General features: G+C 74.6%; 17 protein-coding genes and 1 pseudogene. 8 read left to right on the top strand and 10 right to left on the bottom strand.

Features of this window, described 5'->3' with window-relative positions:
* Positions 1-227: pseudogene (locus Sya03_RS08800) on the bottom strand (hypothetical protein); the annotation flags it as partial.
* 7 nt (positions 228-234) lie between these two features.
* Between Sya03_RS08800 and Sya03_RS08795 the strand changes: the two are divergent.
* The 3 genes from Sya03_RS08795 to Sya03_RS08785 all read left to right on the top strand — a co-directional run bounded on the left by Sya03_RS08795 (position 235) and on the right by Sya03_RS08785 (position 3,404).
* The gene (locus Sya03_RS08795) at positions 235-1,152 is read left to right on the top strand and encodes a glycosyltransferase family 2 protein (RefSeq protein ID WP_203937713.1); all 918 of its coding nucleotides are present in this window, start codon (positions 235-237) and stop codon (positions 1,150-1,152) included.
* A 78-nt stretch (positions 1,153-1,230) separates the two neighbouring features.
* Positions 1,231-2,313, top strand: coding sequence for an LCP family protein (locus Sya03_RS08790; RefSeq protein WP_203937712.1), 1,083 nt, complete (start codon positions 1,231-1,233; stop codon positions 2,311-2,313).
* A gap of 2 nt (positions 2,314-2,315) precedes the next feature.
* Positions 2,316-3,404, top strand: a complete 1,089-nt coding sequence (locus tag Sya03_RS08785; protein ID WP_239107240.1) for a glycosyltransferase — start codon at positions 2,316-2,318, stop codon at positions 3,402-3,404.
* Positions 3,405-3,433: 29 nt separating this feature from the next.
* Here Sya03_RS08785 and Sya03_RS08780 read toward each other — a convergent pair whose 3' ends face one another.
* Positions 3,434-4,429: an aldo/keto reductase gene (locus Sya03_RS08780; RefSeq protein WP_306889824.1), complete on the bottom strand. Its 996-nt coding sequence runs from the start codon at positions 4,427-4,429 to the stop codon at positions 3,434-3,436.
* A gap of 621 nt (positions 4,430-5,050) precedes the next feature.
* Here Sya03_RS08780 and Sya03_RS08775 point away from each other — a divergent pair.
* Positions 5,051-6,118, top strand: a complete 1,068-nt coding sequence (locus tag Sya03_RS08775; protein ID WP_203937710.1) for an FG-GAP-like repeat-containing protein — start codon at positions 5,051-5,053, stop codon at positions 6,116-6,118.
* Positions 6,119-6,525: 407 nt separating this feature from the next.
* Positions 6,526-7,833 (top strand): sugar transferase, encoded by a 1,308-nt coding sequence (locus Sya03_RS08770; protein WP_203937716.1) that lies wholly within the window; start codon positions 6,526-6,528, stop codon positions 7,831-7,833.
* A gap of 3 nt (positions 7,834-7,836) precedes the next feature.
* On the opposite strand, the gene Sya03_RS08765 is transcribed toward Sya03_RS08770, so the two are convergent.
* Genes Sya03_RS08765 through Sya03_RS08735 form a run of 7 tightly spaced genes read right to left on the bottom strand, consistent with a single transcriptional unit; the run spans position 7,837 to position 17,122 of the window.
* The gene (locus Sya03_RS08765; protein WP_275411437.1) at positions 7,837-8,778 is read right to left on the bottom strand and encodes a glycosyltransferase family 2 protein; all 942 of its coding nucleotides are present in this window, start codon (positions 8,776-8,778) and stop codon (positions 7,837-7,839) included.
* Complete coding sequence (locus Sya03_RS08760) at positions 8,769-9,926, bottom strand: 4-hydroxybenzoate 3-monooxygenase (RefSeq protein ID WP_203937708.1); 1,158 nt, start codon at positions 9,924-9,926, stop codon at positions 8,769-8,771. The genes Sya03_RS08765 and Sya03_RS08760 overlap by 10 nt, the downstream gene beginning before the upstream one ends.
* Positions 9,923-10,558: a chorismate--pyruvate lyase family protein gene (locus Sya03_RS08755; protein ID WP_203937707.1), complete on the bottom strand. Its 636-nt coding sequence runs from the start codon at positions 10,556-10,558 to the stop codon at positions 9,923-9,925. The genes Sya03_RS08760 and Sya03_RS08755 overlap by 4 nt, the downstream gene beginning before the upstream one ends.
* A complete protein-coding gene (locus Sya03_RS08750) occupies positions 10,558-13,026 on the bottom strand; it encodes an alpha/beta fold hydrolase (protein WP_203937706.1) in 2,469 nt (822 codons plus the stop codon). The genes Sya03_RS08755 and Sya03_RS08750 overlap by 1 nt, the downstream gene beginning before the upstream one ends.
* Before the next feature lie 46 nt (positions 13,027-13,072).
* Positions 13,073-14,107: a glycoside hydrolase family 26 protein gene (locus Sya03_RS08745; RefSeq protein ID WP_203937705.1), complete on the bottom strand. Its 1,035-nt coding sequence runs from the start codon at positions 14,105-14,107 to the stop codon at positions 13,073-13,075.
* A gap of 11 nt (positions 14,108-14,118) precedes the next feature.
* Positions 14,119-15,621, bottom strand: coding sequence for a DUF2207 family protein (locus Sya03_RS08740; protein WP_203937704.1), 1,503 nt, complete (start codon positions 15,619-15,621; stop codon positions 14,119-14,121).
* Positions 15,622-15,637: 16 nt separating this feature from the next.
* Positions 15,638-17,122 carry a DUF2207 family protein gene (locus Sya03_RS08735; protein WP_203937703.1) on the bottom strand — a complete coding sequence of 495 codons (1,485 nt, stop codon included), beginning with the start codon at positions 17,120-17,122 and terminating at the stop codon, positions 15,638-15,640.
* A gap of 167 nt (positions 17,123-17,289) precedes the next feature.
* On the opposite strand from Sya03_RS08735, the gene Sya03_RS08730 reads away from it, so the two are divergent.
* Together Sya03_RS08730 and Sya03_RS08725 are read left to right on the top strand one after the other, a co-directional pair.
* A complete protein-coding gene (locus Sya03_RS08730; RefSeq protein ID WP_203937702.1) occupies positions 17,290-17,862 on the top strand; it encodes a LemA family protein in 573 nt (190 codons plus the stop codon).
* 64 nt (positions 17,863-17,926) lie between these two features.
* The gene (locus tag Sya03_RS08725) at positions 17,927-18,763 is read left to right on the top strand and encodes an alpha/beta fold hydrolase (RefSeq protein ID WP_203937701.1); all 837 of its coding nucleotides are present in this window, start codon (positions 17,927-17,929) and stop codon (positions 18,761-18,763) included.
* Here Sya03_RS08725 and Sya03_RS08720 read toward each other — a convergent pair.
* Positions 18,760-21,132 carry an FHA domain-containing protein gene (locus Sya03_RS08720; RefSeq protein WP_203937700.1) on the bottom strand — a complete coding sequence of 791 codons (2,373 nt, stop codon included), beginning with the start codon at positions 21,130-21,132 and terminating at the stop codon, positions 18,760-18,762. The two genes, Sya03_RS08725 and Sya03_RS08720, sit on opposite strands and share 4 nt — an antisense overlap.
* Positions 21,133-21,249: 117 nt before the next feature.
* Between Sya03_RS08720 and Sya03_RS30890 the strand changes: the two genes are divergently transcribed.
* Positions 21,250-22,596, top strand: a complete 1,347-nt coding sequence (locus Sya03_RS30890) for a ricin-type beta-trefoil lectin domain protein (protein WP_239107233.1) — start codon at positions 21,250-21,252, stop codon at positions 22,594-22,596.
* Positions 22,597-22,614: the final 18 nt, after the last annotated feature.

Below are 22,614 nucleotides of genomic sequence, written 5' to 3'. Positions count from 1 at the left end.
GCTTCCGGGCCTTCCGCTTCCGGGCCTTCCGCTTCCGGGCCTTCCGCTTCCGGGCCGTCCGCTTCGCGGCCCGCGGCTTCCGGGCCTGCGGCCCTCCGCTCCTCACCGTCCTCGCCCTCCTCACCTTCCTCGCCCCCCGCGGTGGCTGCGGGGCCCGAGGTCGCGGCCCGTGGGATTCCCGCGCAGCGGGCCGCGGGTGGCGAGCCCGCCCGGGTCAGCGTGGTCATCCCCACGGTGGGGCGGCCGACCCTGCGCCGGGCCGTCGACAGTGCCCTCGCCCAGACCCACCCGCCGCACGAGGTCCTGGTCGTCTTCGACGGCGCCGCCGGCGCCGACCCCGGCCCCTGGGGCGACGCCTGGCCGGGCGCGCCGGTGCGGGTGCTGGTGGCCACGGACGGCGGCGGCCCCACCGCCACCCGCACGTTCGGGGTGCGCGCCGCCGCCGGGCCGCTCGTCGGGTTCCTCGACGACGACGACGAGTGGCTGCCCGAGAAGCTCGCCGAGCAGGTCGCCCGGTGGTCGGCGGAGCGCCGCGCGGTGGCGTACCCGGTGGTCATCACGCAGTGCGTCGACGTGGACGCCGACGGCCGCGTCGTGTTCGTGCCCGCCCCGGCGGCGGGCGCGCCGACCCTGGGCGACCGGCTGTTCCGGCGCACGTCGGTGCGGCAGCGCACCGCGCTGGGCGGCTCGTCGGCGATTCTCGCCCCGCGCGAGCTGCTGCTGGCCGAGCCCTTCGACGCCACCATCGACCTGCACGAGGACTGGGAGTGGCTGCTGCGCGCCGACCGCCGCCCGGACGCGGCGGTGTCCGTGGTGGAGCGCCCGCTGCTGCGCTACCAGCTCAACCGCCCGGGCACGTCCGCCGGTTCGCCGGGCACGGGCTGGTGGGACAGCGTCGCGTTCGGACGCTCGGCGGGCCTGTCGCCGCGCGCGCTGGGCGACTTCCTGATGACGGTCAGCGCCCCCATCGCCGCGGCCCGCGGCGCCCGCGCCGACGCCTGGCGCATCGCGGCCCTCGCGGTGCGCACGGGCCGGCCGGGGTGGCCGGCGGTGAGCATGTTCGTGCTGCTCATGACGACCCCGGCGCGGCTGCGCTGGGCTGCGGCCGCGTGGCTGCAGAAGCTCCGCGGCCGGGGCCCCGCGGGCGACTGACGCTCCGGTGTGGAGCTGTGACATCGGCGACGGCGAACGGGACAACCGGGCTTCCCATCGACCGCTACCATCGTCGCCATGTCTCGAGCCCGTACCGCTGACCCGGCGGCGACCGAGGTCATCCAGGTCGGCGACGGCGCCGGTGGCGGGCCGGTCCACTCCCCGAAGGGTCACCGGCGGCCCACGAAGAAGAAGGTCTTCCTCATCGTCGGCCTGGTGCTGGTGGTGCTGCTCGGCGGCGTGACGCTCGCCGGCGGGCTCTACCTGAAGTCGGTCGAGGGCGACATCGAGCGGGTCGACGCGTTCGAGGACGTGCCGGAGGCCGCCCGCCCGCAGAAGGAGGCGGCCGCGAAGGGCGCGCTGAACTTCCTGGTGCTGGGCAGCGACTCGCGCGACCCGGAGAACGGCGCCGGCTCGCGCACGGACACGATCATCCTGGTCCACCTCGACAAGAACAGGTCGAGCGCGCAGCTGGTCAGCATCCCGCGCGACACGTGGGTGCACGTCCCGCGGTCGAAGCAGGGCCGCGGCGGCACGGACGCGAAGATCAACGCCGCGTTCGCCTGGGGCGGGGTGCCGCTGATGGTGCAGACCGTCGAGGAGTTCACGAAGGTGCGCATCGACCACGTCGCGATGGTCGACTTCGCCGGCTTCAAGGAGATCGTGGACGCGCTCGGCGGCGTCGAGATCGACGTGGAGGAGGGCTTCACCTCCACGCACTCGCTCAACCCGGACGGCAAGCGCACGTTCGCCAAGGGCAGGCAGACGATGGACGGCGCCGCGGCGCTCGACTACGCCCGCGAGCGGTACGCGCTCAAGGACGGCGACTTCGGCCGCATCCGGCACCAGCAGCAGGTCATCAAGGCGATCATCGACAAGGCGGCGTCCGGCGGCTTCCTCGGCAGCCCCGCCAAGATGAACTCGTTCCTGCGCTCGACGGCCGACGCGGTGTCGCTCGACGAGACGCTGAACATCTTCACGATGGCCCCGGACCTGCGCCACCTGCGCGGCGAGGACCTGACGTTCCACACCAGCCCGACGAAGGGCACGGGACGCGTCGGCGACCAGAGCGTCGTGCTGCCCGACACGGCGAAGGCCAAGGAGTTCTTCGACGCGATCCGCCGCGACGCGGTCTCCGAGCTGCCCGCCCCGAAGAAGTAACGGTGACCGGCACCGCGGCGGGCCGGTCGGTCGCGCTCGTCCACGAGTGGTTCGGCGCGACGGGCGGTTCCGAGAACGTCTTCCTCGCCATGAGCGAGGCCTTCCCCGGCGCCGACGGCTACGTGCTGTGGCGCGACCGGGACGCCCGCCGCGGCCTGCAGTACCGCGAGTCGTGGCTGGCCCGCACGCCACTGCGGCACAGCAAGGCCGCGGCGCTGCCGGTCATGCCGCTGGCGTGGCGCACCCTGACCCGCCGCTCGTACGACGTGGTGCTGTCGTCGAGCCACGCGTTCGCGCACACCGTGAAGCTGGGGTCGTCGCCGGACACCCGGTACCTGAGCTACGTCCACTCGCCGGCCCGTTACCTGTGGAGCCCCGAGTTCGACGCCCGCGGCTCGACCGGCCTGCTCGCCGGTCCGCGCCGGGCACTGCGGGCCGCCGACGTGCGGCTCAGCCGGCACGTGCACGGGTACGCGGCGAACTCCTGCGAGGTGCGGGCCCGCATCCGGCGCTACTGGGGCCGCGACGCCCGGGTTATCAACCCGCCGGTCGACGTGGACTACTTCGCGGCCGCCGACGGCGAGCGGGGCGGCGGCGGCTACCTGCTCGGCGTCGGGCGGTGGATCCCGTACAAGAACTTCGACCTGATCATCGAGATCGCCGACGCCGCCGGCCTGCCCGTCGTCATCGCCGGGTCGGGGCCCGAGGAGGCCGCCCTGCGCCGGCTCGCCGAGCGGGTGCGCGTCCCGGTGACGTTCGAGGTGCGCCCGCCGCGCGAGCGGCTGCGCGAGCGGTACCGCGGCGCCGCCGCGCTGCTGTTCCCCGCGCACGAGGACTTCGGCATCATCCCCGTCGAGGCCATGGCCTGCGGCACCCCGGTCGTCGGCCTGCGCCGTGGCGGCCTGCTGGAGACCGTGGTGGACGGCGAGACCGGCTACCTGCTCGACTCCCGCGACCCGGCCGACCACGCGGCGGCGGTGCGCGCCGCGGCCGGGCTGGATCCGCAGCGCATCGCGAAGCACGCGGAAACGTTCTCGGCCGAGGTCTTCCGGGAGCGGCTGACGGCCTGGGTGGCGGACGAGGCCGGCTGACGGCCGCCTCGGCGGACGATCTGCCCGGCCTATCCGCCGACGAATCGGCGCATGAGGCTGAGATCGGCCGGCCCGAGCCGGTCGGCGCTGGTCTTGGCCTGGTGCCAGTAGGGGTAGCGCAGCGGCTCGCCGCTGACCTCGTCCAGCGTGGTGATCTCGTCCGGGCTCAGCCGCAGGTCGGCGGCGGCCAGGTTGTCACGTAGCTGCTCAGGCGTGCGGGCCCCCACGATCAGCGACGTCACGGCGGGCTTGGCCAGCAGGTATGCCAGCGACACCCGGGCCGCCGAGACCCCGTGCGCCTGGCCGATCGTCACCGCGGCCTCGATGGTGTCGTAGAGCTTGTCCTCGTCGTTCACCGGCGGCTCCGACCACTCCGACAGGTGCCGGCTGCCGGCTGGCGGCTCGACGCCACGGCGGTACTTGCCGGACAGCAGGCCGCCGGCCAGCGGGCTCCAGACCAGGATGCCGAGGCCCTGGTCGATCGAGACGGGGACGAGTTCCGTCTCGGCGTCGCGGTTCTGCAGGGAGTAGTAGATCTGCTGGCTGGCGAACCGCTCGAGGTGCCGGGCGTCGGAGATGGCGAGAGCCTTCATCAGGTGCCAGGCGGCGTAGTTGGAGGCGCCGATGTAGCGGACCTTGCCGCTGCGTACCAGGTCGTCCAGGGCGGTCAGCGTCTCCTCCAGCGGAGTCTGCCCGTCCCACTCGTGCACCTGGTACAGGTCGATGTAGTCGGTCTTCAGCCGGCGCAGGCTCGCCTCGGCGGCCCGCATGATGTGGTGGCGCGACAGACCTGCGTCGTTGGGGCCGTCCCCCATCGGCATCCGCGCCTTGGTGGCGATCAGCACCTGGTCCCGCGCGGACCCGAGGGCCTCGCCGAGGATCTCCTCGGACAGGCCGGCGGAATAGACGTCGGCCGTGTCGATGAGGTTCACGCCGGCGTCTCGCGCGATGGCGATCTGCTCGCGGGCGCCGTCCACGTCGATCTGGCCGACCGGCCCCGCCCATCCCGTGCCGCCGAAGCCCATGGTGCCCAAGGTGAAGGTGGATACGCGGAGGCCTGTGCGCCCCAGCTGCCGGTACTCCATGATCTCGTGTCCTCTCCGCCACCACTGCCGGCGGCGCACCGCGTCGTCAGGACGACCGGTACCAGCCTCCGCCCGGGATCTCCCGGTGTCCAACCGAGGCGGCCGCCCCGGTTCGTGCTCACCGCCGCTCGGCTGCGTGGTAGCAGTTGCCGCGCTGCTGCTCGCAGCCCTCGTCGTGCCGGTGCTCCCCGGCACCGCCACCGCGGCGATGTGCGTGCCGCTGCGCGATGACTTCAACGGGGACGGGTATCCGGACCTGGCCGCGTCGGGCCGTTCGCCGGCGGGCGGCACCACCGATACCGTCCGGGTCCTCTACGGCTCGCGGGACGGTCTCGACCGGGGCGGGCAGCGCGCCCACATGTTCACCGACCCGGGCCTCAGCCGCCCGTCCCCGGCGGGCACCTGGGGCTGGTACGGGCAGAACCTCGCGTCCGGTTCCTTCGACGGCGACTGCTACGCGGACCTCGTGGTGTCGGTCCGGCAGGACCGCCTGCAGGTCCTGTACGGCTCGCCGCGGGGGCTCACGACGGAGCGGCCGGCTGGTTCGCGGCCGCGGAGCTGGTGGCGGCGGGCCACTCCGGCAGGGAGCTGGGCAACTCGCTCACCAGCGGCGACTTCGACGGGGACGGCTACGCCGACGTGGCGGCCGGCGCGTACTGGTCGGACGGGCCGGGCCCGGAGGAGCGCTCCCGGGGTGGCGTCGCCGTCGTCTACGGCGGCCCCTCGGGCCTGAGCCTGGACCGGCACGCCTGGTTCGTGCACGACAGCCCGGGCATCCCGAGCACTCCGGAGGCGGACCACCGAGGGTTCGGCATCGAGGTGGTGGCCGCCGACTTCACCGGCGACGGACGCGCCGACCTGGCGGTGGCGGAGCGGGGTCCGGTGCTGGACGCGCCCGGCGGCGCGGTCGCGGTGCTGAAGGGTTCGTCGGCGGGCCTCACGTCGGCGGGCGCGCAGTGGTGGCACCAGGACTCGCCGGGCGTTCCCGACTGGAACGAGCCCGCCGATGCCTTCGGCCGGAGCCTGGCGGCCGCCGACTTCGACGGCGACGGCCGCGCCGACCTGGCCATCGGCAACGCCGCCGAGAGCATCGGCACCGACAGCAGCGCGGGAACGGTCACCGTGCTGCGGGGAGCCGCGGGCGGCCTGACAGCGACCGGTGCCCAGCTGTGGGACCGCGCCGACGCCGGGGTGCCCGGCACCATCGCCGCCGGCGCCTACTTCGGGGACATCCTGGAGGCCGGGGACCTGAACGCGGACGGGGTGCCGGACCTGGTGGTCACCGCACGGGACACCGCGGGCTCGGTGACCTGGCTGCCGGGCATCCGCGGGACCGGCCTGACGGGCGCCGGCTCGGTCCGGATCGATCAGGCCACGGCGGACGTCCCCGGCACCCCGGAACAGGGCGACCGGTTCGGTGCCGCGCTCCTCGTGCTGCCCGCTGCCAGCGGCCGACCGGCGCACCTGGTGGTCGGCGTTCCCGGTGAGGACATCGCGACTGTGCCGGGCGGCACGGTTGCCGTCCTGCCGGGCACCGGCGCGGGCCCCTCCGGGACGGGGAGCGTCCCCTTCGACGGCACAGGCGTCCCGGGCGACGGCCTGCGTGACTTCGGCACCGCCCTGGGCTGACGGCGACGGCAGGTCCGCGGACCGCTGCACGGCCACCACCGGCCGATGATCCTTGTGGACGGTGCGGCGGGCGTGACATCGGCGGTACCGGCCGCAGCCGCAGCCAGCGGCTGGGTTCAGCCCGGTCCAATGGGGACGAATGCTGGGCGAGGGCGGTCACGCATCGGGCGACGGGACAGACGGGTGGGCCCGGCCCGACTTACCATGCTGCGAGGTTGCGACCGGACGGGGTGTCGCCACTGGACCACGGGGGCAGGACCATGCAGCAGGCGAAGGGGTCGGCGCCGCCGGCGGTCGTACCCGGCCCGCGCCGGAGTGCCGACGGCCGGCAGGTGGTGGCCAGCACGGTCGTGCTGCCGTATCTGGAGTCCACGACGGGCAACCGGTGGCGGCCGCTGCGGGCGTGGATGCTGACCATGCCGGTCGACCTGGTGGCCATGCTGGCGCCGTTGCTGGTCAGCACGCAGAACTGGAAGGGCATGATCTTCGCGGCGGTGCTGACCGTCGTCATCTTCGCCGCGGGCGGGCTCTACCAGGGCCGGCGGCACATGAGCATTCTCGACGAGCTGCCGGGGCTGTGCATGCGGCTGTTCGCGTCGGCGGCCGTGGTGGGCATCATCGCGGCGCAGCGGCACTCGTCGCTCGCCGACGTGGGGCCGTTCATGCGCAACATCGCGCTGTCGGCGCTGCTGGTGATCGTGGGCCGCGCCGTCACCATCAACGTGGTGTTGCTGGCGCGGCGGCGGCGGTGGGTGGAGCACAACGCGATCGTCATCGGCGGCGGGCCGGTCGCCGTGGAGCTGGCCCGGCTGCTGCGCCGGTACCCGCAGTACGGGCTGCGCTTCGCCGGGTTCGTCGACGACGCGTCGACCCCGCACCCGGACGCGGAGCAGCAGCCGCTCATCGGTCACCTGGCCGACCTGGACGAGATGGTGCGGCTGACCAAGACTGACGTGATCATCGTGGCGGACGTGGACACCCCGGACGCCGACCTGATCGAGCTGGTCCGGCGCCCGCAGAGCGCCCGGTGCGACCTGTGGGTGGTGCCGCGGCTGCGGGACTTCCCGGTGCAGAGCGCCCCGGACCACATCGGCGCGATCCCGGTGGTGCGGGCCCGCCGGTCCACCCTGAGCGGCTGGAAGTGGCTGGTCAAGCGCACGACGGACGTGGTGGTGGCGGTGCTGGCGCTGCTGCTGCTGAGCCCGGTGCTGCTGGTGTGCGCCCTGCTCGTCCGCGTCGAGGGCGGCCCCGGCATCTTCTTCCGCCAGCAGCGCATCGGCCAGTACGGCCGGCCGTTCGACGTGATCAAGTTCCGGTCCATGCGCCCGGCGGACGACGCGGAGTCGCAGACCCGGTGGTCGGTGGCCGACGACCCGCGGGTGGGGCCGATCGGCCGGTTCCTGCGCCGCACGTCGCTGGACGAGCTGCCCCAGCTGTGGAACATCCTGCGCGGCGACATGACGTTCGTCGGGCCGCGCCCGGAGCGCCCGTTCTTCGTGGAGCGGTTCTCCGCCGACCACCCCGAGTACGCGATGCGGCACCGGGTGCCGGTCGGGCTGACCGGGCTGGCGCAGGTCAGCGGGTTGCGCGGGGACACCCCGATCTCGGACCGGGCCCGGTTCGACAACTACTACATCGAGAACTGGTCACTGTGGCTGGACGTCAAGGTCGTCCTGCGCACGGTCGCCGAGGTGTTCCGGGGCGCGGGCCGCTGAGGGTCAGCGGCCCGCGCGCACGTACGCGGTGGTCTCCAGGATGCCGCGCAGCAGGCGGGCGGTCAGGTCCTCGGCGCCCCACAGCCGCAGTCGCCCCGCGGCGGCGAGCAGCCCGCGCAGCAGCAGCACCGCGAGCGGCACGACGACGCGGAGGCGCAGGCCGGCCGCGACGAGGCGGCGCAGGCGGGCGATCACCGGGGGTTCGTCGTCGGCGTGGACGGTGGGCGGGCTGAAGTGCCAGCGGGCCTCCATGGCGCGCACCGCGGCGCCGCGGGCGCGGGCCTCGCGCAGGAACGACGCGTTGGACTTCTCGTGCAGGTGCAGGCCGGTGGCGGCGCGGTCGAAGTGGCCGGTGGCGCCGAGGGAGCGCAGGCGCAGGCCGAGGTCCATGTCCTCGAAGTAGCGCAGCCGGTCGGGGGCGCGCAGGTCCTCGGCGGCCAGGTACAGGCTGCGTTCCATGCTGACGTTGCCGCCCCACAGGCCGTCGAGCACGGTGCCGGGGTCGCGGTCCCAGCGGCGCATGGCGCGTTCGTAGTCGGCGGCGAAGATGCGGCTGGAGACCTGGCCGGGGCGCTGGCGGGGCAGGCCGGCGATGGGCACGTAGCCGGCGAGGACGGCGCCGGTGCGGCCGGTGTGGAAGTCGCGGTGCCGGGCGACGAGGCCGTCGCCGGGCACGATGTCGTCGTCGGTGATGAAGACGATCTCGGCGGTGGCGAGGCGGGCGCCCTGCTCACGGGCGCGGGCGGGACCGACGTTGTCGGCCAGTTCCAGGACCCGCAGCCGCGGGTCGGCGACCGTGCCGAGGTAGGCGCGCGGGCCGGGCTGGGGGCCGTCGAGCACCACGACCAGCTCGTCCGGGTCCTGCGCCAGGTACGCGGGCACGACCCGGCGCAGCAGGTCGGCGCGGTGGTACGTGGGCATGACGACCGCGATCCTCAGCGCCACGACCAGCCCACGGGGTGCGGCAGCCCGACGTAGTTCTCGGCCAGGACGCGCGCCGCGGCCGGCGAGGAGACGACCTGCGCCAGCTCGGCGTGCTGGAGCCGCGCGGCGAACGGGTCGGCGCGGTCGGGGGTGTGCAGCAGCGACGTCATCCACCAGGAGAAGTGCTGCACCCGCCAGACCCGGTCGAGGCAGCGCGCGGAGTAGCGGTCCAGCTCCGCGGGCACCCCGGCGTAGTAGGCGCCGAGCGCGTACGACAGCGCGACCGCGTCGGCGACGGCCAGGTTGAGGCCCTTGGCGCCGGTGGCGGGGACGATGTGGGCGGCGTCGCCGACGAGGAACAGGTTGCCGTGCCGCATCGGCTCGACGACGTGGCTGCGCAGGTCGGTGACGCCCCGGTCGACGATCTCGCCGTCCTCCAGGGCGGGGTCGTCGAGGCGGCGGCGCAGCGCGGCCCAGATCCGCTCGTCGGGCCAGTCGGCGAGGTCGGTGCCGGCGGGGACCTGCAGGTACTGCCGGGTGAGGGCGGGCCCGCGCATGCTGTGCAGGGCGAAGCCGTCGTCGTGCCGGGCGTAGATCAGCTCCTCGGCGGCGGGCTTGGTGCGGGCCAGGATGCCCAGCCACGCGGACGGGTGGGTGCGCTCGTAGGCGGTGAGCGCGCCGGCCGGAATCGAGGCGCGGCTGACGCCGTGGAAGCCGTCGCACCCGGCGACGACGTCGCAGTCGACGACCGTCTCGGCGCCGTCGTGCACGACCGTGACCCGGCGGTCGGCGACGCGCACGTCCGACACCTCGAACAGCACGGGCGGGGCCAGCGCGGCCAGCAGGTCCTTGACGACCTCCTGCTGGCCGTACACGGTGATGGCCTTGCCGCCGGTGAGCGCGTCGAAGTCGATGCGGTGGGTCTCGCCGCCGAAGCGCAGGTTGACGCCGTGGTGGGTCATGCCCTCGCGGTGCAGGCGGCCGGCGACGCCGATCTCGGTGAACAGGTCGACGGTGGGCTGCTCCAGCACGCCCGCGCGGACCCGCGACTCGACGTGGGCGCGGCTGCGCCGCTCCAGCACCACGCACTCGATGCCCTGCCGGTGCAGCAGGTGCGCGAGGGTCAGCCCGGCCGGGCCGGCGCCGATGATGCAGACCTGCGTCCTCACGCCCGCTCCTCGAAGACGCGCGGCGCGAACCACTCGGTGATCAGGCACAGCGGGCGGCCGTCGTCGACCAGGCGCATGAGGTACGTGCGGGCGGGCACGGCGGCGTCCTCGCCGGCGCCGAGCGTGGTGCCGCGCACGCCGAGCCGGCGTACCCCCCAGTGCCGCAGCTCGCGGCGGACCGGGACCCGGGCGCGGGCCAGCATGCGCCCGATCGGCTCGTCCGTGGTGGCGAGGTCGCGGGCGACGGCGGCGGGCAGCCGGTCGAGGACGGCGACGACGCTGGCGGCGCCGTAGTCGACGCCGTCGTCGCCGGTCAGCAGCACGTCGCGGACCAGCAGCTCGTCGCCGTCGGCGGCGGCGAGCCGCCCCGCGCCGACCGCGGCCAGCCAGGACAGGTCGGGCGCGTCGAGTCCGGTGTAGAGCTCGTCGCCGGGGTGCATGACGTCGGCGTGCAGCGGGATGCGCCAGTGCGCGCGCACCCGCACGGTGATGGCCCGGCCGGTGAGGATCTCCAGGGAAGTGGTGGTGAGGCCGTCGCCGCGCAGCACGAGCTGCTCGACGCGGCCCAGCGGCCGGGCGTCGCGGTGCCGGACGACGGCGGGGCCGCCGCGGGAGGTGCCGCGCCGCCGCATCACAGCGCCTTCGCGATGGCGGCGGCGACCGCCTCGACGTGCGGTTCGCGCAGCACCGACGGGTGGTCGCAGGCGACCCGGTGCACGTCCAGCTCGCCGGTGAGCACGTCGTGCCAGGCCGCGGGGTCGCCGGGGTGGTCCTCGGCGAGGAACAGCAGGGCACGGCCGGGCCAGGGCCGCACCCGGCCGTGCAGCCGGGTGAGCAGGTGGCCCTGCTCGAAGAACACCCCGTACTGGGTGATGCCGTCGAACGGCACGATGCCCGCGAGCGGCAACCGCAGCCGGTACGACCACAGCTCGCGCGAGTCGCCGCGCAGCCGCGCCAGCAGCCCGGCCTGCGGCTGGGCGGCCGGGCCGGCGAACGTCGAGTCCTTGGCGGCCTTGGGCAGGTACGTGTCGAGCACGGCGACGAGCGCGACCTGCTCGCCGGCGGCGGTGAGCTGCCGCGCCACCTCCAGGGCGATGAGCCCGCCGAGGGAGTGCCCGGCCAGGTGGTACGGCCCGTGCGGCTGCAGCTCGCGGATGGTGGCGAGGTGCCGGCGGGCGGCCCGCCGCACGCTCCAGTCGGGCAGGCCGCGGTTCTCCAGCCCGTACGCCTGCAACGCGTGCACCGGCCGCCCGGCGGGCAGCCGCCGGGCCAGCGGCAGGAAGCTGAACCCGAGCCCGCCGGCCCCGGCGAAGCAGAACAGCGGCGCCTCGTCGCCGTCGGCGCGCAGCGTGACCAGCGTGGGGTGCCGCGTGGTGGGCCGGGCCGCGACGAGTGTGGCGAACTCCGCCACGGTCGGCGCCTCGATCAGGTCGGTGGAGGTGAGCCGCAGCCCGAGCCGCTCCTCGACGGCCGCCAGCAGCTCCTCCGCGGCGAGCGAGTCGCCGCCGAGCGCCATGAAATCGTCGTGCACGCCGACGCTCTCCAGGTCGAGCACGTGCGCCCACAGGTCGGCGACGATGACCTCCCAGTGCGACCGCGGCGGCACCCCCGGGTCGGCGGCGGGCGGCGGCGGCAGCGCGACCCGGTCGACCTTGCCGCGCTCGTTGCGCGGCAGCGACGGCAGCACGACGATCGCGGCGGGCACCATCCAGGACGGCAGCCGCTCGCGCAGGAACCGGCGCAGCGTGGCGGGCGCGGGTGTGCCGGCGGTGGGGTGCGGCGCCACGTACGCGGCCAGCCGCACCGGCTCGGCGCCGTCCCGCACGGCCACCACGACGGCCTCGGCGATGGCGGGCACGGCCAGCAGCGCGGCCTCCACCTCGGCGGGCTCCACGAGGTAGCCGCGGATCTTGACGGCGGAGTCGCGCCGGCCGAGCAGGTGCAGCACGCCGCGCTCGTCGAAGCGCCCCAGGTCGCCCATGCGGTAGACCGTCGGCCCGTCGAAGCGCGCCGCGGTCTCCTCGGGCGCGTTCCAGTACCCGCCCGACAGGTGGTCGGACGTCACCACGACCTCGCCGGTCCCGCCCGGCGGCACGGGCCGGCCGTCCTCGCCGACCAGCGTCACGTCCTTGCCGGGCGCGGGGAAACCCACGGGCACGATCCCCTCGGGTACGGGGTCCCCGGGCCGGATCGGGAAGAACGCCAGGTGCCCGATCTCCGACGAGCCGGACCAGCTGGTGTACGTGCAGTCCGCGGGCAGGTGCGCGCGCAGCGCGGCGACGTCGCGCCCGTGAATCGCCTCGCCGCACGTGGTGACCAGCCGCAACCCGTCGAGCACGTGCCCCGGCGGCAGAACGGCCAGCAGCGAGCGCAGCAGCGACGGCGTGCAGTGCAGCGTGGTGACGCCGGCGTCGCGCAGCGCGGGCGCCAGGTCCCGGATGCCACGCACCCGCGGGTCGTACGCGTACAGCGTCGCCCCGTTGAGCAGCGCGAACACCACGACGGTGAGCCCGGCCATGAACGCGGCCGGCAGCACCAGCGCGACGGTGTCGCCGGGCCCCAGGTCGAGCCGCTCGCGCCCGCCGTACGCCTCGTTCAGCAGCATGCCGTGGGTGAGCACGACGCCCTTGGGCCGCCCGGTGGACCCGGAGGTGAAGCAGACGAACGCGGTGCCGGTGCCGCCGTCGCCGGCCGGGCCGGTGCCCTGCAGCGCGTCCGCGAGCAGGATCGTCCTGATCGGAAGGTCGTGCGCGGTGTCGGTGAGGCACTCGCGGGCCCCTGCCTGGGCGACGATCTGGCGCAGCCGCTCGGCGGGCAGCGTCGGGTCGAGCAGCACCACCGGCCGCCCCGACTTCAGCGCCCCCAGCATGCCCAGCAGCCCGTCGGCGGTCTGCGGCAGCAGCACCGCGACGGATGCGGTGACGTCATCACGCCGCAACATCGCGCCGATACGCTCCGACAGGGCATCGGCCTGGCCGAAGGTGTACGACCCCTCCGGCGACACTAGGGCCGGCGTGTCCGGCAGCGCCCGCGCCACGGCGCGGAACCGCTCGATCACCGATCGGGCGTCGCCCGGCACGGTGAGCGGCTCGTAAGACATGAGGGAAGGCTATCCTAAGTCGTTGATGCTCGATACGAGGAGATCGTCACACCGCCCCGCCGAACAGTTCTCTGTAGACCGCCGCCGACCCCGGGTTCGCCCGGCACTCCGGCCCCGTCCGGAACAGGCTCGACTGCACCCCACCGGCCGAACAGTCCGAGAAGTACGCCTCGTACGCCAGCCCGTCCGCGTGCGCCGCGAACCACGCGTGCATCCACCGCACGAACTCCGGGTTCTCCCGCCCCGCGTCCCCCGTCGGCACCACCCCCCACTCGCCGACGGAGAACAGCTTCCCGCGCTCGCGCGCGAACGCGTACAACCAGTCCAGCCCCTCCGGCGCCGCCGCCGTCGCCGCGAACTCCGCCGCACTGCCCGACGCCGGCCAGTGGTCGTAGTTGTCGATGCCGACGATGTCGACGTACTCGTCGCCCGGGTAACAGGTGGTGCTGACCCCGCCGCAGATCCCCGGCGGCGTCCCGTGCGCGTTGATCGTCCAGTCCAGCAGCACGTCCGGGTTCGTCGCGCGGATCCCGTCCGCCGCCCGCCGGTAACAGGTGATCCACGTCCCCGGATCGGCGGCGTGCCACGGCATGAAGTCCCCGTTGAACTCCCACCCGAGCCGCACGACCGAGTCCCCGCGCCCGTGCCGCGTCATCACCGCGCCGAAGTCCCGCCACAGCTGGTCGTGCGCCCCCCGCGCGCAGGCGGCGAGATCGTCCTGGGTGCCGTCCTCGGGCGTCAGCCCCTGCGAGATCACCAGCGCCCCGTCGAACCCGGCGTAGAACTCGAACACCCAGTCCGACCCCCGCGTCATCGACTCCCAGCTCGCCCGGTCGGTGTAGGTGTGCGCGACGCGGCACGGGCGACCGCGGGCGGCGCAGAAGCGCTCGGTGTGGGCCCGGTCGAGCACGGGGTCACCGTTCACACCGGACAGGCCGTTCGCACCGGGCCACGCGCCGACCGTCCGCGGTCTGCTCAGCAGGTCCGAGGCGCCGACCGGGGCGTCCTGCCCGGGGCTCTCGCAGGCGGTGAGGAGGGCGGCGGCGAGCAGCGCGGCGATCGCCGATCGTAGCCGCGCCATGACTCCACCTCTCATCGACCGTCGTGGGCGCCCACGATGCCATGCCCCGGGCGCCGGGGCCCGCGACTGTTGTGCTGCCCACCCGCGGCGGCGTGCGGCCGGCTGTCGACGAGGCAGCGGCTCCACGGCTGGACGACCGCGACCACGTCCGGGTGGGAGCGCAGCACCTCCGCGTCCGCGAGGCTCACCCACCAGGCGCCGATCGGGTCGGACCGGCCGTCGTCCAGCACGGCGACGTAGGCATGCACCCGGCCCACGCCGTCGGCGCCGCGGTGCGACGCGGCCGGTGCCCCGTCGTCCGGCGCCGGTATGCCGTGGATGCTGCCAGGGTCGTCGTACCGGCCCGACGGCACCAGGTGGATCACCCGCCCGGTGATGCGCCGGGGCCGCACCAGGTCACCGGTCGCGCGGACCGCCCGGTACACCAGCCAGGCGCCGGCGGCCGCCGCCAGCAGCCGGCCGGGCACCGGAAGCGGGTGGCCGCGCTGCAGCACCACGGCGCCACCCAGGACCGCCAGCCCGGCGAGGGCCACCGCGAGCCGCCAGCCGGACCGCAGGCCCGCCGTCCGCATCCGGGTGGACCGCGGGTACACGACGCGGACCACCCCGTCGCGGCCGCCGAACGTCGACCGCACGACGTCGACGCGGCCGACCCGCATGCCCACGACGGCGGCGGCCGCGGTCGCGGCGCCGAGGGCCACGCCGTACGGCAGGTAGCGGTCCCACACCGTGACCGAGGCGGGCCGCAGCCCGGCGAACGCCTCGTGCCCGCGCAACCATGCCGCCACCCCGGCCCAGTGACCCGCCAGCCGCCGGCCGTCGGGTGTGAACCGCTCGCGCCGGACGTCGCCCACGATGCGGGGGAACCACACGACCCAGAACGCGAGCAGCCCGAACGAGACGGTCGCCAGCAGCGTGACGACCGCCCACACGGGCAGCCGGCGGACGTCGAAGAACCCCAGGATCAGCGACGAGGCCCAGCAGTTGAGCCAGAAGAGGGCGAAGATCCCGAAGGTGAAGATCCCGCCGGCCGGGCCCTCGCGGCCGGTGGCGAGCAGCCCGCGCCGCCGCGCGTCCGCCCGCACCTCCGCGACGAGCCGCAGGTGCCACTCGTGGCCGTCCTCGCCGTGCCGCTCGCCCAGCTCCCGCAGGGTGAACGGCGCCCGACCGGGCGGTGGCGTCACCCGGCGCAGCACCCGGCGTTCGTAGGCGGCGAGCCCGGCCGGATCGTCGCGGCGCACCAGCACCACCGTGTCTGCGCTGGTCTCGTGCAGCTCCAGGTAGCCGCGGGCTGCCAGGTCGAGCAGCGTCGCGGCCGCCGCGTCCGGGGCATCGGCCAGCCGGTTGACCAGCAGGCTGACGATCGCCGGTGGGGTGTCGACCAGCTCCGGCGTCGGCCGGGCGCGCGGCACGGCCGGCCGGGTCCCCCGGGCCACCACCCGGACGGCCAGCCCGATGCCGGCGATCACCAGCACGTAGCCGGCCAGGGAGACGACGCGTTCCGTCAGGTCCATGGCGCTGCCGGCCGGCTCAGACCCGCAGGAGCGACGACGCCTCGTGCGGGCGACAGCCCACCAGGCACCGGCTCCACGGCTCGACGCGCGCGACGACGTCGGGCGTGCGGCGGAGCTCGGCGGCCTGCCGGGGGGAGACCCACCAGGCGCCGATGGGGTCGGACACGCCGTCGTCCAGCACCGCGAAGTAGGCGTACGTGACCGCGTAGCCCTCCCCGGCCCGGGTCACCTCGGCGTCGCGCAGCTCCGTCGGCACCTCCGGCGGGGTGTCCTTCCCGCTCCCGAGCAGGTCGTGGGGGTCCTGGTACTGGCTGCACGGCACCAGCCGCACCACCCGGCCCGTGACGGTGCGCCGGAGCACCAGGTCGGCCAGCGACCGGACGACCCGGTACGCGAACCACAGCGCGAGCAGCGCGCCCACGGCCGCCAGCGACAGCTGCACCGGCCGCGGCAGGACGTCCGCACGTCCGCGCTGCAGCGCGACGACGCCCGCGAGCACGGCCAGGCCGGCGGCGGCGGTGGCGAGCCGGAGGGCGGACCGCATGCCGGTGATCCGCAACGGTGTCGACTTCGGATAGTCGACGCGGACCAGGCGTTCCCGGCCGCCGAACGTCGAGCGCACCAGGCCCACCCGGCCGGTCCGCAGGTCGACGGTGGCTGCCGCGCGCGGCGCCGCCGAGACGGCGACGCCGTGCGCCAGGTACCTGTCCCAGAGCCCCACGGCGGCGGGCGGCAGGTCGGCGAACGCCTCGTGCCCGCGCAACCACGCGGCCACGCCGGCCCAGTGCCCGGCGACCCGCCGGCCCTCGGGGGTGAACCGTTCCCGGCGCGCCGAGCCGCCCAGCCGCATCAGGGGCACCAGGCTCACCGCGAACAGGGCGAGGACCAGGACGGCCATGGTCACCAGCCCGGCCAGGGGGTGCACCCGCTCCCCGCCGAGCAGCATCAGCAGCGACCCGCTCGCCCCGCAGGTGGGCAGCAGCAGCACCAACAGGCCGACGATGAACACCCAGGTCGCGGGGTTGTCCTTGCCCGTGCTGATCAGGCCGCGTTCCTGTGCGTCCTGGCGCACCTCGGCGACCAGGCGCAGCTGCCACTCGTGGCCGTCCGCGGCGTGCCGCCGGCTGACCTCTTCCAGGGTCAGCGGCTCTGCCTTCCCCGGTGGAGTGACCCGTTCGAGCACCCGACGCTCATACGCGGTAAGGCCGCCGGGGTGGCGGTTGCGGACCAGCACGCGGGTCTCCTCGCCGGCCGGGAACAGCTCGACGCGGCCCCGCGCGGCCAGGTCGAGCAGCGTCGCCGGGGCGGCGTCAGGTGCGTCGGCCAGCCCGTTCATGAGGAGATTGACGACGGCCGGGGGAGTGTCGATGAGGTCGGGCGTCGGCGTTCCGGGTGGTACGACGGGGCGGGTGAGCCGCGCCGTCAGGCGGACGGCCAGGCCCACGACGACGACCACCATGACGTAACCCACGAGCCACGCCACATGCGGCAGCCAGCTCACGACATCCCTCCCCCCGGCAGCGTGCACCGACATGCTGCCGTGCAGGAGCCTCCGGTCCGTGCCCTGTGGATCTGCACTTTCAGGCTGGGGTGCGCGTCCGGCGGCTGCCTAGCCTCGACGGCACGGCGCCGCGGGACACGCGGAGCCATCCCGTCGTCGGAGGAGCAATGACCGTGGGTACGGCAGCGATCACCGCCATCGCGGCGGCCTTCCTGGTCGTCGTTGTGCTCGGATGGGCGGTGGTGGCGTACAACCGCCTGGTGCGGCTGAGGACGCAGGTGCGGTCGTCGTGGGCGCAGATCGACGTGCAGCTCAAGCGGCGTCACTCCCTCGTTCCCAACGTGGTGGAGACCGTGAAGGCGTACGCCGGGCACGAGCGCGAGACGTTCGCGGTGGTGACGGCCGCGCGGGCGGCCGCCGAGTCCGCCGGCACCGGCGCCACCACCCAGGCGAGCGCGGAGGCGGCGCTCAGTTCCGCGCTCGGCCGGCTGCTGGCGGTGGCGGAGGCGTACCCGCAGCTGCGGGCGAACGAGAACTTCGCGGCGCTGCAGACCGAGCTGGCGCGTACCGAGGACAAGATCGCGTACGCGCGGCAGTTCTTCAACACGGCCGTGCAGGCGTACAACGCCGCCGTCCAGTCGGTGCCCACCAACCTGATCGCGCGACTCGGCGGCCACCGCCCGGAGTCCTACTTCGAGGCCACCGCCGAGGAACGTGGCGACGTGGACGTCCGATTCTGAGCCGCGCCGGCGTGGCGGATCCGCCTCCTCATATGGTCGACGAGGGCGGACGAGGGGAATGGCGATGAGCGGCGAGACGATGGTGCAGGTGAACGGCGTCGAGCTGTGCGTGGAGAGCTTTGGTGACCCCGCCGACCCCGCCGTCCTCCTGATCGCCGGCGGCGCCAGTTCCCTGGACTGGTGGGCCGACGAGTTCTGCCGCCGCCTCGCCCACGGCGGCCGCCGGGTGATCCGCTACGACCACCGCGACACCGGCCGCTCCACCTCCTACCCGGCGGGCGAACCGGGGTACACCGGCGCCGACCTGGCGGCCGACCCGCTCGCCCTGCTGGATGCGCTCGGGGTCCACCGGGCCCACGTCGTCGGGTTGTCCATGGGTGGCGGGATCGCGCAGCGGATCGCGATCGAGCACGGCGACCGGGTGGCGACGCTGACGCTGATGTCGACCAGCCCGGGCGACGTCGAGGAGGAGCAGGAGCAGGGCCAGCGCCAGGAGCCGCCGCCCGCGCCGGACTGGACGGACCCCGAAGCCGCCGTCGAGGGGCTGATGAGGGACGTCCGCTCGGCGGCCGGGTCGGTGACGATCGGCGAGGACGGGTTGCGGCGGCTCGCCGAGCGGGTGGTCGGCCGTACCCGGGACATGGCGGCCAGCCAGGTCAACCACTGGGTGGCGGAGGCAGGGCCGGAGCCCAAGGCCGGCCTCGACGCCGTGACCGCGCCGACGCTGGTCCTGCACGGCACGGAGGATCCGCTGTTCTCGCTGGCGCACGGGCGGGCGCTGGCCGAGCGGATCGCCGGGGCGCGGCTGGTGCCGCTGGAGGGGCTGGGGCACGAGCATCCGCCGCCGGCGCTGTGGGACGTGGTCGTGCCGGAGATCCTGCGCCACACGGCGCGGGGCTAACGCACGCGGCGGGGCCGTTCCTCCCGGCGCCGCAGCGCGACCAGCGCCGCCACCCCGAACAGCACCGCCAGCCCGGACAGCACCGCGACGGCCACCGCGAAGGCGCCGCGCGTGTGCACCCACAGCGCGTCCGCGGGCAGCAGCAGCCGGAAGGCGCGCAGGTCCACCGACGACGCCGCCGCGGCGAACCCCCACCGGGTCGGGCTCACCACCGCGATCGCCTGGAGCCACGGGCGGTCGCCGATGCTGAACAGGCCGCCGCTGAGCACGAGCTGCGCCATGACGGACACGACCAGGATCGGCATGGTGTGTTCGGTGCGGGAGACGAGCGCGCTCGCCAGCAGCCCCGCCATCGCCGCCGTCAGGGCGGTGAGGGTCAGCACGAGGGCCAGTTCCAGCCACGCGGAGCGCAGGATGAGGCCGTGCCGGGGCAGGTCGCGGCCGAGCAGGCCGAGGGCCGCCAGCAGCGCCGACTGCACGACGCACAGTGCGGCCGCGGTGGCGATCTTCGACAGCAGGTACACGCCGGGTCGCAGGCCGACGGACCATTCGCGCAGGTAGACGGGGCGTTCGGCGACGAGTTCGCGGACGCTGGTGGCCATGCCCATGAAGGCGGCGCCGATGACCAGGATGACGAGCAGGGTGGCGGCGCCGAGCTGGGGCGGGGCGCCGGGCCGCAGTGCGAGGCCCGCCGACGACGGGGCGGTCTGGACGACGGCGGCCAGGAAGAACGGCAGGCCGAGGAGCAGGCCGAGCTGGCGGCGGTCGGCCAGGGCGAGGGCGGCCTGGCGGTGCATGAGCAGGCCGAACTGCCGCCGCCGGCTCTGCCTCGGCGGCAGGGGTGCGGTGGTACGCGGGGGCGGGGTCACCGCGGGCTGGGTGCCGGTCGCGTACCGGGTGGCCCACGAGGTGGCCTCGTCGCTGAGGGCGGTGAACGCGTCGGCGTAGTCGGCGGCGCCGAAGTGGGCGAGCAGCCGGTCCGGGGGGCCGAAGTAGGCGACGCGGCCGCCGCGGGCCAGCACGAGGACCTTGTCGCACATGTGCAGTTGCAGGGTGCTGTGGGTGACCACGACGACGGTGCGGCCGCGGTCGGCGAGGTGGCGCAGGCCGCGCATGACCTCGCGGTCGAGCAGCGGGTCCAGGCCGGAGGTGGGTTCGTCGAGGTACAGCAGGGACGGCTCGGTGAGCAGCTCCATCGCCACCGAGGCGCGTTTGCGCTGGCCGCCGGACAGCCGGGCGATCTGCAGGTCGCGGCGGGCGGTCAGGTCGAGCTGGGCGAGCACGGAGGTGACGCGTTCGTCGCGGGCGGCGGCCGGCACGTCGTCGGGCAGGCGCAGCGCGGCCGCGTACCGCAGGGCCTGGCCGACCTTGAGCTGGTCGTGCAGGACGTCGTCCTGGGGCACCAGCCCGATGCGGTGCCGGACCTCGTCGTAGGCCGGGTAGAAGTCGATGCCGTCGACCAGCACCCGGCCCTGGTCGGCGGCGCGGGCGCCGGTGAGCGCGCGCAGCAGGGTGGACTTGCCGGCGCCGCTGGGGCCGATGATGGCCAGGAACGTGCCGGGGTCGACGGAGAACGACACGTCGGCCAGCACGGGGGTGTCGCCGTAGCGGACGGTCAGGTGGTCGGCGGTGAGCGCGGCGTGCCGGGCGCGGCCATGTTCGCGCAGGCCGGTGCGGCCGTCGTAGGAGAAGGTGCGGCGGCCGACGGTGAGCCGGTCGCCGGGGCGCAGCGTGGAGCGGTCGACCGGGTGGCCGTTGACGAAGGTGCCGTTGCGGGCGCCCAGGTCGGTGACCTCGGCGCGGCCGGGCCCGGTGAGCGTGACGACGGCGTGGTAGCGGGAGACCAGCAGGTCGTCCACGACGACGCGGTTGTCGGGCACCCGGCCGATCGGGACGGGACCGCGGTCGAGGGGGTGCAGGGCGACGACGTCGTCCGGGCCGGCGGCGGCGAGCGGGTTCGGGCCGGAGACCGTGGGCAGGGCGTGCCGGTTGGGGGCCGGGTCGACGCGCAGGGTCACGGCCGGGCCGGAGCCGGGGCCGCCGAGGCGCAGCACCAGGGTCTCGCCGGGGCCGAGCAGCCGGGTGCCCACGGGGGCGTCCCCGGCGAACGTGCCGTTGCGGCTGGTGTCGGTGACCAGCCAGCCGTCGGGGCGGCGTTCCAGCAGGCAGTGCTCGCGGGAGACGAGCGGGTCGTCGACGACGACCGCGCAGCCGGGGTCGCGGCCGACGACGAGGCGGCCGGTGTCCGCGAAGCGGAGCTCGGGCTCGCCGGAGCGGGTGACGTGGAGCGGCAGCATCACCGTCCAGTCGATCATCCGGCCGGGCCCGCGCGCCGGGAAGCGGGCGAATTGCCGCAGCGGCGGTAACAATTACGCTCCCCGGCATCCCAGATGTTAAAAAATTCTTAGAAACTCATTGACGGGCATCGACGGGCGTCACGATGCTGTGAACACTCCCGTCCCCCTCCGTCTAGGAGCCGGTTCTCGATGAAACGCTCTCTGCTCCGCCGGACGGTGCTCGCCGCCGGCGCCGTCGCCGTGACCGCCGCCCTCACCGCCGTCGGCATCGTCGCGGCCCAGCCCTCCAGCGCCGCGGTCGCCTGCGGCGTGCTGTTCGACGACTTCACCTACGGCTCGAACGCCGACCCCGCACTCGCCCAGCGCGGCTGGCACCTGCGCGGCAACCAGGGCGGCCCCGGCGTGCCGGGCGCGACCTGGTCGGCGGGCAACATCTCGTTCCCGACCGTGGACGGCCAGAAGGTGGCCCGCCTGCAGGCCAGCACCAACGGCACGGCCGCCGGCACCAGCCACGCCGAGTTCTCACTGTCGGACCGGCGCTTCTTCGAGGGCACCTACTTCGCGCGGATCAAGTTCGCCGACACGCCCGTGTCCGGCGCCGACGGCGACATCGTGAACCAGACCTTCTACACGATCAGCCCGCTGCGCTACGCGTTCGACCCGATCTACAGCGAGCTGGACTTCTCCGAGTACCTGCCCAACGGCGGCTGGGGCGAGAGCGGCCCGACCAACTTCCAGACGTCCTGGTACACGTACCAGGCCGACCCGTGGGTGCAGGACCGGCAGTACAGCAAGCAGAACCGCAGCATCGCCGGCTGGCGCGACGTGATGGCCACCGTCGCGAACGGCGAGATCAAGTACTACATCGACGGCCAGCTCGTCGGCACGCACGGCGGCAAGTTCTACCCCCGGCAGAACATGTCGATCGACTTCAACCAGTGGTTCATCGACCTGACCGGGCACTCCGGCGGCACCAGCGTGTGGCACCAGCACGTCGACTACGTGTTCCACGCCAAGAAGCAGGTGCTCAGCCCGGCGCAGGCCACCGCCCAGGTGAACGCGTTCCGGTCGGCCGGCACCACGCACACCGACAACGTCACCGGCGACAACGGCTGCACGCCCGGCACCCCGGGCAACCCGCCGCCCGCCGGCAGCGGCAACCGGCTGATCAGCAACTGGAACGGCAAGTGCATCGACGTGCCCAACTGGAACTACGCGCCCGGCCAGCGCCTGCACGTGTGGGACTGCCTGGACATCACCAGCCAGGCGTTCGAGTTCGTCGGCGGCACGCTGCGCAGCCAGAACAACCTGTGCATGGACGTCGCCGGCGCGGCCACCGCGGACGGCACGCCCATCCAGCTGGCCACCTGCAACGGCCACCAGGCCCAGCAGTTCGTCCTCAGCGCGGCCGGTGACCTGGTGAACCCGATGGCGAACAAGTGCGTCGACATCGCCGAGTGGAACGGCAACAACGGCGCGCTGCTGCACCTGTGGACGTGCGTCGGCGGCGCCAACCAGAAGTGGCGTCGCGGCTGACCCGGATCGACGCGCCCG

Source organism: Spirilliplanes yamanashiensis (assembly GCF_016863475.1).
Taxonomy (GTDB): Bacteria; Actinomycetota; Actinomycetes; order Mycobacteriales; family Micromonosporaceae; genus Spirilliplanes; species Spirilliplanes yamanashiensis.
This window is presented reverse-complemented; position numbering and strand designations above follow the sequence as displayed.

Bases quoted from the DNA above. Each gene is read 5' to 3' on its own strand.
- Sya03_RS08790 (WP_203937712.1), top strand. From the start codon at position 1,231: ATGTCTCGAGCCCGTACCGCTGACCCGGCGGCGACCGAGGTCATCCAG.
- Sya03_RS08780 (WP_306889824.1), bottom strand. From the start codon at position 4,429: ATGGGCTTCGGCGGCACGGGATGGGCGGGGCCGGTCGGCCAGATCGAC.
- Sya03_RS08770 (WP_203937716.1), top strand. From the start codon at position 6,526: ATGCTGACCATGCCGGTCGACCTGGTGGCCATGCTGGCGCCGTTGCTG.
- Sya03_RS08755 (WP_203937707.1), bottom strand. From the start codon at position 10,558: ATGCGGCGGCGCGGCACCTCCCGCGGCGGCCCCGCCGTCGTCCGGCAC.
- Sya03_RS08750 (WP_203937706.1), bottom strand. From the start codon at position 13,026: ATGTCTTACGAGCCGCTCACCGTGCCGGGCGACGCCCGATCGGTGATC.
- Sya03_RS08745 (WP_203937705.1), bottom strand. From the start codon at position 14,107: ATGGCGCGGCTACGATCGGCGATCGCCGCGCTGCTCGCCGCCGCCCTC.
- Sya03_RS08740 (WP_203937704.1), bottom strand. From the start codon at position 15,621: ATGGACCTGACGGAACGCGTCGTCTCCCTGGCCGGCTACGTGCTGGTG.
- Sya03_RS08730 (WP_203937702.1), top strand. From the start codon at position 17,290: ATGACCGTGGGTACGGCAGCGATCACCGCCATCGCGGCGGCCTTCCTG.
- Sya03_RS08725 (WP_203937701.1), top strand. From the start codon at position 17,927: ATGAGCGGCGAGACGATGGTGCAGGTGAACGGCGTCGAGCTGTGCGTG.
- Sya03_RS30890 (WP_239107233.1), top strand. From the start codon at position 21,250: ATGAAACGCTCTCTGCTCCGCCGGACGGTGCTCGCCGCCGGCGCCGTC.